We start from the raw sequence: 8,353 nt of genomic DNA, 5'->3' as shown, positions 1-8,353 counted from the left end.
CTCGCCACACACCTGGACAACGGCGAACAGACGGGGTGCGGTGTCGAGCACGAGCCCGCACAGCTCCTGGTCTAAGGTCGGGCCGTCAGGCAGTCGAGGCGTGACCGGACGGGGGCTACGCAGCGGCGCAGCAGCCATGGAAGTTCCCCTACATGAACGGGATCGGACTCGGCGCTGCCACCATCACGGGCAGCGGAACAGCTTGCTCGGGCCGGTGACAGATCAGCGAAGCCAGGACGCCGCGTGGCCAGTGGCCGAGCCAGAACGCGACGGTGGACGGTTGGGGCTGGTCCTCGGTGGAGCCGTCGTGGGGTAGCAGTTCGGTGGGGGCGATGTGGCCCTCGCGGGGGTCGAGCCGCAGCCGGAGGACACAGGGGCAATCCGAGGGCGGTGTAGGCCTTGGTCGGGCTCGTGGCTTGACCGAGGTGGACGGCGTCGGGGTCGCCAAGTTGGTCGGCGCGGGTGGCAGGGTAGGGGTCGGGCCCGCACCGGCTGGTGCGGGCCCGGGTGGCGTCACTTGACCGCGTAGGAGTTGCCGCGAAGCACGATCAACTGGTGCCGCCCGATCACGTCGGGGTCACGCGGCGCTTCGACCACCGTTCCTCCTCCGTCCGGTCCCGAAAGGGAGCAACCAGCCACGGCACGAGCCGCGGGGCTGGAACAGCGGCGATCTGCTCAACCGGTCGGAGAAGTCCCTGCTTGCATGACTCCGCTGTCCAGACGGTGAACCGGGCGTTGGGGTAGGCCGGGTTGATGCCGATCTCTCCCTTGGGGCTGACGCCGTTGAACGGCGTCGAGATGCCCCCTGTTCCAGTAGGCCCACGCCTGCATGGCCTTGGCCTGCTCGAAGCAGTGGTAGAGCTGCGGGTAGCGGTCGAGGAGCCGGATCTCCCGGAAGATCAGCTGGCCAAGGAGGTGTGGTGCCGTCTCGGCCATCGCGCCCAGGTCCGCCGCGTGGAACGTGAAGTCCCGGATGTCCTGGCGGGGTGTCAGGGACGTGGTGGCGAAGAGATGGGACATGCGCCGGCGGACGTAGTCGGCGGCCGACGTCGCCAGGCCGGGCTCGATGCGTCCGACGAGATCGAGGAGCCGGGCGTGGTCCGGGTAGAACCGCCCGAGGTCGAAGAGAGTGCCCATGCTGTCCACGGCGGAGAAGGCGAGTTCCTTGTAGAGCCGGTTGTTCATCTCCCCGCGGTCCGCGTACTCCCGGGTGGCTCGGCTGGTGGAGTGGAGCATCAGGTATTCGGCGACGGTCTCGAAGTAGAGGTACCCGAGATAGGGGAAGACGGGGACCGTGGCGGCGAGGGCGTCGATGAACGACTCGTCCGGCGTCGTGCCACCACTGGCGTTGTGCAGGAGCTTGTCGAGGAGCGGGGCTGCGACGCACACCCGGTCCACGACGGAACGCAGCACCTGGTCGTCCTCGGCTGCGGTGAGGACATGCCGGCACGCCTGGTAGGTCCGCAGATGGATGCCGCCGAGCCGCAGGTAGTTCAGGCCCTTGGCCGGTGCCGGGCGACCGGGGGTGACTTGGATGACCAGGGGTGTGCTGTCGCGGCGGCTGGCCAGGCCGTGGCGGGCGTCCAGTAGGTAGGAGCCGAGGTTGTGGGGCCGCAGCGCGCCGCCGGGCAGCGGGGTGAGGGGCGAGCCGTAGACGGCCCCGATCAGGCATCCGGTGGAGGCGAGCAGGTGGCCGCTGGAGCGGATGGCGTCCAGGGAACGGGTCAGGTGCAGCAGGTGGACCGGGCCGCCGGAGGTGAGCGAGGCGAGCATGGCGTTGCCGTCCTTGTGCAGCAGGTGCCCGTTGGGGGTCTGTTCGAGGCGCTGGTGCCAGTCGGCCTCGGTGTCGGTGAGGCCGGCGGGCAGTGGTCGGTCGGGCAGCGCGCTGTAGTCGTTGTGCGCGAGGTCCCACTCGGTGTGCACGGGGCTTCTCCTACTCGGGCATCACGGCCCGGAGCGCGTGCTCCAGGGCCTGGGTGTCGGTCGCGCCGTCGAGGTGGGCCTGCTCGCTGCCCACGACCAGGTCGTGGGCGAGGACCGGGGCCCAGGCGGGAAGCTGCAGGCGTAGGCGGTTGAGGTCGGGCCACCAGCGGGCCAGCGGAAGCCGGTAGCGGTCGAGCGCGTCAGCTGCCTTGAGGAGGTCCACCGCCACCTGGTGCTGCCGGTAGCCGCGTGCCTGGTTGCCGGTGAAGGTGTCGTGCGGGACGTCGTGGAGGGCGACCGCGGTGATCGCCTCCGTTGTGGCCGCCGTCCCGAATACCGCCTCCACGTCGGCGATGTACTCGGTGAGCCAGTCGGCGGCGCGCTGACCGTGGCCGGGATCGTCGCGGTCGTTGAGCCTCCGGCAGTCGTGGCAGGCCGCCGCAGCTGCGAGCGCCAGCGCCCGGTCCGGCGGGAGGCCGTGGCCGGCGGCGAGCAGCTGCACGAGCACGGCGACCCGGGCACCGTGGCGGACGCCGTGGATCGAGGCGGCCGTCTCCTTGCGGGCGAACCAAGAGGCGTTCGGTACCAGCAGCAGCGGCCGGTGTGGCATGGTGACTCGGACACCCGCGCCAGCGGGCCGGTGGCGGGCGATCCAGTCCAATGTCGGCCGGTCCATCGCCTGGTGGTCCGGCCGTCTGCCGGAGCCGGCCAGCTCGCGCAGCGACGGTTCGCCGCCTGGCCGGGGTGTCAGCGAGATCATGAAGGGTTCCTCTGAGTTGGGGTCGGGTGCGATGGGCGTCACGCTGGGCGTGGTGGTGCTGACGATGGGAAACCGGCCTGCGGAGCTGACGGCGCTGCTGGAGTCGGTACGGGCCCAGGACGGCGGCGACAGCGGCGTTTGGACCGTCGTGCTCGGGCAGGGCGTGAAGCTGCCCGAGCTGCCGCAGTGGGTGGACGCGGTGGAGCTGCCGGAGAACCTCGGCATCCCCGGTGGCCGCAACGCGGGTGTCGAGCGGCTGCGCGAGCTGGGCGGCACGGACGTGCTGGTCGTCCTGGACGACGACGGGCTGCTGCCCCGCACCGACACGTTCCGGCTGATCCGGGAGGCCTTCGAGCAGGACCCGAAGCTGGGCATTGCCGGCTTCCGGATCGCGGATGAGACCGGGTTCACCCAGCGCCGGCACGTCCCCCGCCTCGGCGCATCCGACCCGATGCTGTCCGGGGAGGTCACCACCTTCCTCGGCGGCGGCCACGCCATCCGCATGAGCGTGATCGACCAGGTCGGTGACTTCCCCGCCCCGTTCTTCTACGCGCACGAGGAGACCGACTTCGCCTGGCGCGCGCTGGACGCGGGCTGGCGCATCGACTACCGCGCCGACCTGGTGCTCCAGCACCCCCGCACCGATCCGGCCCGTCACGCGACCTATTACCGGATGACGGCCCGCAACCGGGTGTGGCTGGCCAAGCGCCACCTGCCCGCCGTCCTGGTGCCGATCTACCTCACCTCCTGGGCGGCCTACACAGTGGTTCGCCGGCCGCCGCTGGCCGGTCTCAAGGCGTGGTGGTCCGGTTTCTTCGAGGGCGTTCGGGTGTCGTGCCCGCCGCGTCGGCCGATGCGGTGGAGCACGGTGTGGCGGATGGCGAAGTTGGGCCGGCCGCCGGTGTTCTGAACGGCCGGCCCAGCACGCCTGGTCAGGCCCAGATGGCATGGAGGGCGTCGATGACGCGCTGCACGTCCGTGCTGGCCATGGCCGGGTAGCAGGGCAGGGAGAGCTGTCGGGCGGAGGTCTGCTCGGTGACGGGCAGGTGGCAGTCCAGGCAGCGGTACGCGGCGAGGCGGTGCACCGGCTTGAAGTGCACGCTGGTGCCCACCCCGTAGCCGTCCAGGAGCATGCCGGCCACCGTGTCCCGGGTCCGGCCGCCCACCGGGTCGATCAGCACGGGGTAGAGGAACCAGCCGTGCCGGACCCCGTCCAGGACGGTCGGCAGCCGCAGCCCCGGAAGACCGGTCAGGGACCGGTCGTAGGAGGCGGCGATCTGGGCCCGGCGCGCGGTGAAGTCGGGCAGCTTGTGGAACTGCTGGAGTCCGACCGCGGCCGTGATGTCCGGCATCGTGTACTTCAGCCCCGCAACAGTGACCTCGTAGTCGGCAGTGCGGCGCTCGCCGTGCCGCTGCCACACGGAGGAGTCGATCCCGTGCCGGCCAAGCAGACGGGCGGCCTGGACGAGGTCGGCGCGGCCGACGATCATCCCGCCTTCGCCGCAGGTGATGACCTTGTTGGCGTAGAAGGAGAAGACCGCCAGGTCGCCGACGCTGCCCGCCCGCAGACCGTCGCGCCAGGCGTGCAGGGCGTGGGCGGCATCCTCGATCAGGACCAGGCCGTGGTCATCGGCCAGCTTGCGGAAGGCCACCAGGTCGCAGGGCTGGCCGCCGTAGTGCATGACCACGATGGCCTTCGTCCGGGGGGTGATCGCCTGCTCGGCGGCCTCGGGGTCGATGGTGAAGGTGACCGGATCGACCTCGGCGAACACCGGGGTGCCGCCGCACTGGACGATGGCGTTCGGGGCCGCGCAGAAGGTCAGGCTCGGGGTGATCACCTCGTCGCCCGGCTTAATCCCGGCCGCCAGCAGGGCCAGGTGCAGCGCGGCGGTGCACGAGGAGACCGCGAACGCGTCCTCGACGCCGAGCTCGGACTTCACCGCTTCCTCGAACCGGCTGGCTTTCGGGCCGTGGGTGAGCCAACCCGAGCGCAGGGTGTGCATAACCTCGGCTTCCTCCTCCTGTCCGAGCAAGGGCCGATTCCACGGCAGGAACGGGGTGACGGTGGTCACGGCTGCCTCCATACGGTGGTGTACTCGGCCAGGTAGCGCTGGCACGCGGGGGTACGCAGAACCCGCACCTTGCCGGTGGTGAAGGCGTCCACCAGGCCCCGGTGGTTGTCGTACTGCGGCTCGCCTGGGTCGGTGACCTGTCGGGTCGCGAGGAGATCGGCGATCTCCTGCACACCCTCCTTGAGGGTGGTCGAGCATGCCCCGGGGATGCGGCGCTGGAGGTGGGCGAAGCTCACCCGGTAGTCGCGGGCGTCGGCTTCGTCGCGCTCCGGCCCGCGCTGGATCTTCGAGCCGGGCACGATGGCGGCCACGGTCTCGGCGATGTCGGCGATGGTGTGATTCTCCTGATCGCTGCCGACGTTCCACGCCCCGGTCAGGTTGTCGTTCAGGACGGCGGCGAGCACCTGGGCGACGTCGCCGACGTGGACGAGCGGGCGGCGCTGGGCGCCGCCGTTGAGCGGGATGCGCCCGGTGGCGACAGCGCGCGAGGCCATGGAGTTGACCACGGAGTCCAGACGCTGGCGGGGCGAGGAGCCGTGGACGGTCGCCAGCCGCAGGCTCGTCAAGGCGGTGATGCCCGCGAGCACGTCGGGCAGGCGCCGTTCGGCGAGGACCTTGGTCCGGGCGTAGATGCCCAGTGGGTTCGGCTCGGTGTCCTCGTCCACCGTGCCCTCGTGCCGGCCGTAGACGCTGCACGAGGAGAAGAACACGTACTGGCCGGCGCCCGCACCGGCGGCGGCCTCGGCGGCGATCATCGGGGCGGCGAAGTTCAGCTCGACGGCCAGCTCCTCGTCCAGCCGGCAGGCCGGCTCACCCACGATGCCGCCGAGGTGCACGACGGCGTCCGCGCCGTCGCAGACCCCAGCCAGCAGGTCGGTGTCACGCAGGTCCCCGTTGACGAACGTGGCGGCGCCGGGCAGGAGCCGACCGGGGTCGTCCCCGCGGTTGTAGATCAGGCCGTCCACGACGGTGACGTGGTGGCCGAGCGAGACGAGGTGGTGGGAGGCGGCGGAGCCGATGTATCCGGCTCCGCCGAGCAGCACGACGCGCATGGGATGGTTCCCTTCGTTCAGGCGGCCGAGGCGGCGGCGGTCGGGGCGGTGAACCAGTCCGGGACGGCGCCCGGCGTGGTGTTGAGCCAGCGCACGTAGCGGTCGACGCCCTCGGTGAGGGTGATGGCGGGACGCCAGCCGAGCAGGCCGGTGGACCGGCGGGTATCGGCGTAGCCTCCGCGCGGGTCGCCCTCGGGCATCGGTGTCTCGACGAACGCGGCGTCGGGGTAGTGGGCGGCGATCAGCTCGGCGATCCGCCGCACCGAGGTGGGGGTGCCGGTGCCGATGTTGATGGTCGCTCCGGCGGCCTGGTCGGTGACGAGGGCGAGGATGGTGGCGTGCGCGATGTCCTCGACGTGGACCATGTCGCGGACCTGGTGGCCGCCGCCGTTGAGCCGCATCGGCCGGCCGGTGTGGGCGGACAGGGCCAGCCAGGGCACCATCCAGGAGTGCGAGCCGGGCTTGGGGACCTGCGGGCCGCCGTAGACCGAGAAGTACCGGACGATCGAGTACTCGCTGCCGCTGCCGCCGAGCATCAGCCGCACCTGGTGCTCACCCCACACCTTGGTGTTGGCGTACACCGAGATCGGGGTCAGCGGCTGGTCCTCGCTGAACCGCGCCGCGCCGTCCTCGGTGGGGGTGCCGTCGCCGTAGACGGAGGCGGAGGAGACGAACACCAGCCGCTTCACCGGCGAGGCCGCCACCGCGTCCAGGACGGTCTGGGTGCCGTGTACGTTGGCGGCGAACGCGGTGTCGGGCCGGCGGGTGCAGGCGGCGACATCGGCGTACGCGGCGGCGTGGATCACGTAGTCCGCGCGGCCGGTGAGCCACTTCACGGTGGCCCGCTCGCGAACGTCGCCGAGGACGACCTGGGCGCCGTGCTGGTCCACCTGGAACAGGTCCCGCACCGGGTGCGGGTAGGCGTCGAACCGGTCCAGGACGATCGGCGTGGCTCCGCAGGCGGCGAGCTGGGCGACGATGCGGCTGCCGACAAGGCCACCGCCTCCGGTGACCAGCACGCTGGCCCCCATCAGCTTGCGAAGGCGCGGGTCGCGGTACACGTCGGCCATGAGGCATCGACCTCCTCTGAGGTGCGGGTTTGTACAGCCAGTGAACAGTCGGACACGATCGGGCGGTACGGTGATGGCCTGGTCGGCCTGTTCAATCTGTTCAAGATCGGCTACGGGGGTGTGAGTTGACTGTGCGTAAGAAGCCGAATCAACAACTGGCGGCCGTCATCGAGGAAGCCGGGTGTACGTACGAAGCCTTGGCCAAGGCGGTCCGCAGCGTCGCGGCGGAGGCCGGCGAGACCCTGCACACCTCGCGGTCGGCCGTGCTTTCCTGGGTCCGGGGCGGTATCCCGACCGGCAGAACCTCGGCCTACCTCGCCGAGGCCCTGGCCAGAGTGGCGAAGCGCCAGGTGACGACCGCCGAGATCGGTCTAGGCTGCCCGGCCATCGGGGAGGCCATGCCTCCTGACCCTCTGGCAACCGCTGCCGACCTCGGGAGACTTGTCATGTTCCACCGCCGCGACCTCCTTGCCCTCGCCTTCTCCACCGCCACCGTCGGGCTCCCGATCACCTACGACCACCAGGCCGTCGCCGCCACCCTGCGCACCGCGAAGGGTGGCCGTAGGGCCGGAGCCGAAGAGGTTTCCACCGTCCGACAGCTCACCGAGATGTTCAGGACCGCCGACGAGAAGCTGGGCGGCGGCTACGGGCTGTCCACCGTGTCGTCCTACCTGGTGGATGCCGTCGTGCCGATGCTCCAGGCCACGTTCTCGTCGGAGGAGGTCCGGCGGAGTGCGTACGGGGCGGCTTCCGAGCTGGCGACCCTGGTCGGATGGAAGTGCCACGACCTCGGCCGCGAGGGCGCCGCCCAGAGGTTCTACCTCCTCGCCTACCAGCTCGCCTGCGAGTCCGACCCCGCAGGCCACGGGGCCTGGATGATGCGAGCCCTCACCCACCAGTCCCTCGACCTGAACCAGACCACACACTGCGTCGAACTGGCCGAGGCCGCGCTGTCACGGGCCCAGGGGAAGGTCGATCGCAAGACGGAGGCGCTCCTGCTGGTGACCGCCGCCCGGGCGTACGGAGCGAGCGGCCAGACCAAGGACGCCGCCGGAGCGCTCCTGGCCGCCGAGGACGCCATGCTCACCGGCGATGACGGCGTCCCCTCCTACGCCGCAGCCTCCGGCCCGGTCGCGGCCACCGTGGCATCGCACACCGGCAAGACCCTGACCGAGATGAAGGACCACCGAGCAGCCGAACGGCACTACCGTGCGGCGCTGGAAGACCGCGTTCCGGGGACCTACCAGCGGGTTCGCGGCCTGACCATCGCGAACCTCGCCAAGTCTGTCGCCGCCCAACACCGCCACGAGGAAGCCGTGATCCTCTGGAACCAGTGCCTGGACCTCATGGACGGCGTGGCATCCGACCGAAACCAGAAGGAGCTGAAAACGGTGCGCTCAACGATGGCCGTCTACAGCAGGCGCGGAATCCCCGGCGCCCCCGAACTCGCTCAGCGAGCTGCTGTACTCGCGTCTC

The 8,353-nt window shown here is 70.9% G+C and carries 7 protein-coding genes; 2 read left to right on the top strand and 5 right to left on the bottom strand.

Annotation, left to right across the window (positions count from 1 at the left end):
* Positions 1–675 precede the first annotated feature (675 nt).
* Together J0670_RS22290 and J0670_RS22285 are read right to left on the bottom strand one after the other, a co-directional pair.
* Complete coding sequence (locus tag J0670_RS22290; RefSeq protein WP_207813419.1) at positions 676–1,923, bottom strand: hypothetical protein; 1,248 nt, start codon at positions 1,921–1,923, stop codon at positions 676–678.
* Between the two features lie 10 nt (positions 1,924–1,933).
* A complete protein-coding gene (locus J0670_RS22285; RefSeq protein WP_207813418.1) occupies positions 1,934–2,683 on the bottom strand; it encodes a hypothetical protein in 750 nt (249 codons plus the stop codon).
* On the opposite strand from J0670_RS22285, the gene J0670_RS22280 reads away from it, so the two are divergent.
* The gene (locus J0670_RS22280) at positions 2,682–3,593 is read left to right on the top strand and encodes a glycosyltransferase family 2 protein (RefSeq protein WP_207813417.1); all 912 of its coding nucleotides are present in this window, start codon (positions 2,682–2,684) and stop codon (positions 3,591–3,593) included. The two genes, J0670_RS22285 and J0670_RS22280, sit on opposite strands and share 2 nt — an antisense overlap.
* Positions 3,594–3,615: 22 nt before the next feature.
* Here J0670_RS22280 and J0670_RS22275 read toward each other — a convergent pair whose 3' ends face one another.
* From J0670_RS22275 to J0670_RS22265, 3 genes are read right to left on the bottom strand one after another with little or no spacing between them, the layout of a single operon-like run.
* The gene (locus J0670_RS22275) at positions 3,616–4,755 is read right to left on the bottom strand and encodes a DegT/DnrJ/EryC1/StrS family aminotransferase (RefSeq protein WP_307806639.1); all 1,140 of its coding nucleotides are present in this window, start codon (positions 4,753–4,755) and stop codon (positions 3,616–3,618) included.
* Entirely contained in the window at positions 4,752–5,807 is a 1,056-nt protein-coding gene (locus J0670_RS22270) for an NAD(P)-dependent oxidoreductase (RefSeq protein ID WP_207813415.1), read from the bottom strand. Before J0670_RS22270 ends, J0670_RS22275 begins: the two co-directional genes overlap by 4 nt.
* 17 nt (positions 5,808–5,824) lie before the next feature.
* Entirely contained in the window at positions 5,825–6,877 is a 1,053-nt protein-coding gene (locus tag J0670_RS22265) for an NAD(P)-dependent oxidoreductase (protein WP_207813414.1), read from the bottom strand.
* Positions 6,878–7,002: 125 nt separating this feature from the next.
* Here J0670_RS22265 and J0670_RS22260 point away from each other — a divergent pair.
* The coding region (locus J0670_RS22260; RefSeq protein ID WP_207813413.1) for a tetratricopeptide repeat protein at positions 7,003–8,353 on the top strand (1,351 nt) is incomplete at its 3' end.

The organism is Streptomyces sp. FH025, assembly GCF_017427025.1.
GTDB lineage: Bacteria > Actinomycetota > Actinomycetes > Streptomycetales > Streptomycetaceae > Kitasatospora.
Note: the sequence above shows the minus strand (reverse complement) of the source record. Positions and strands in the feature narration are given on the sequence as shown.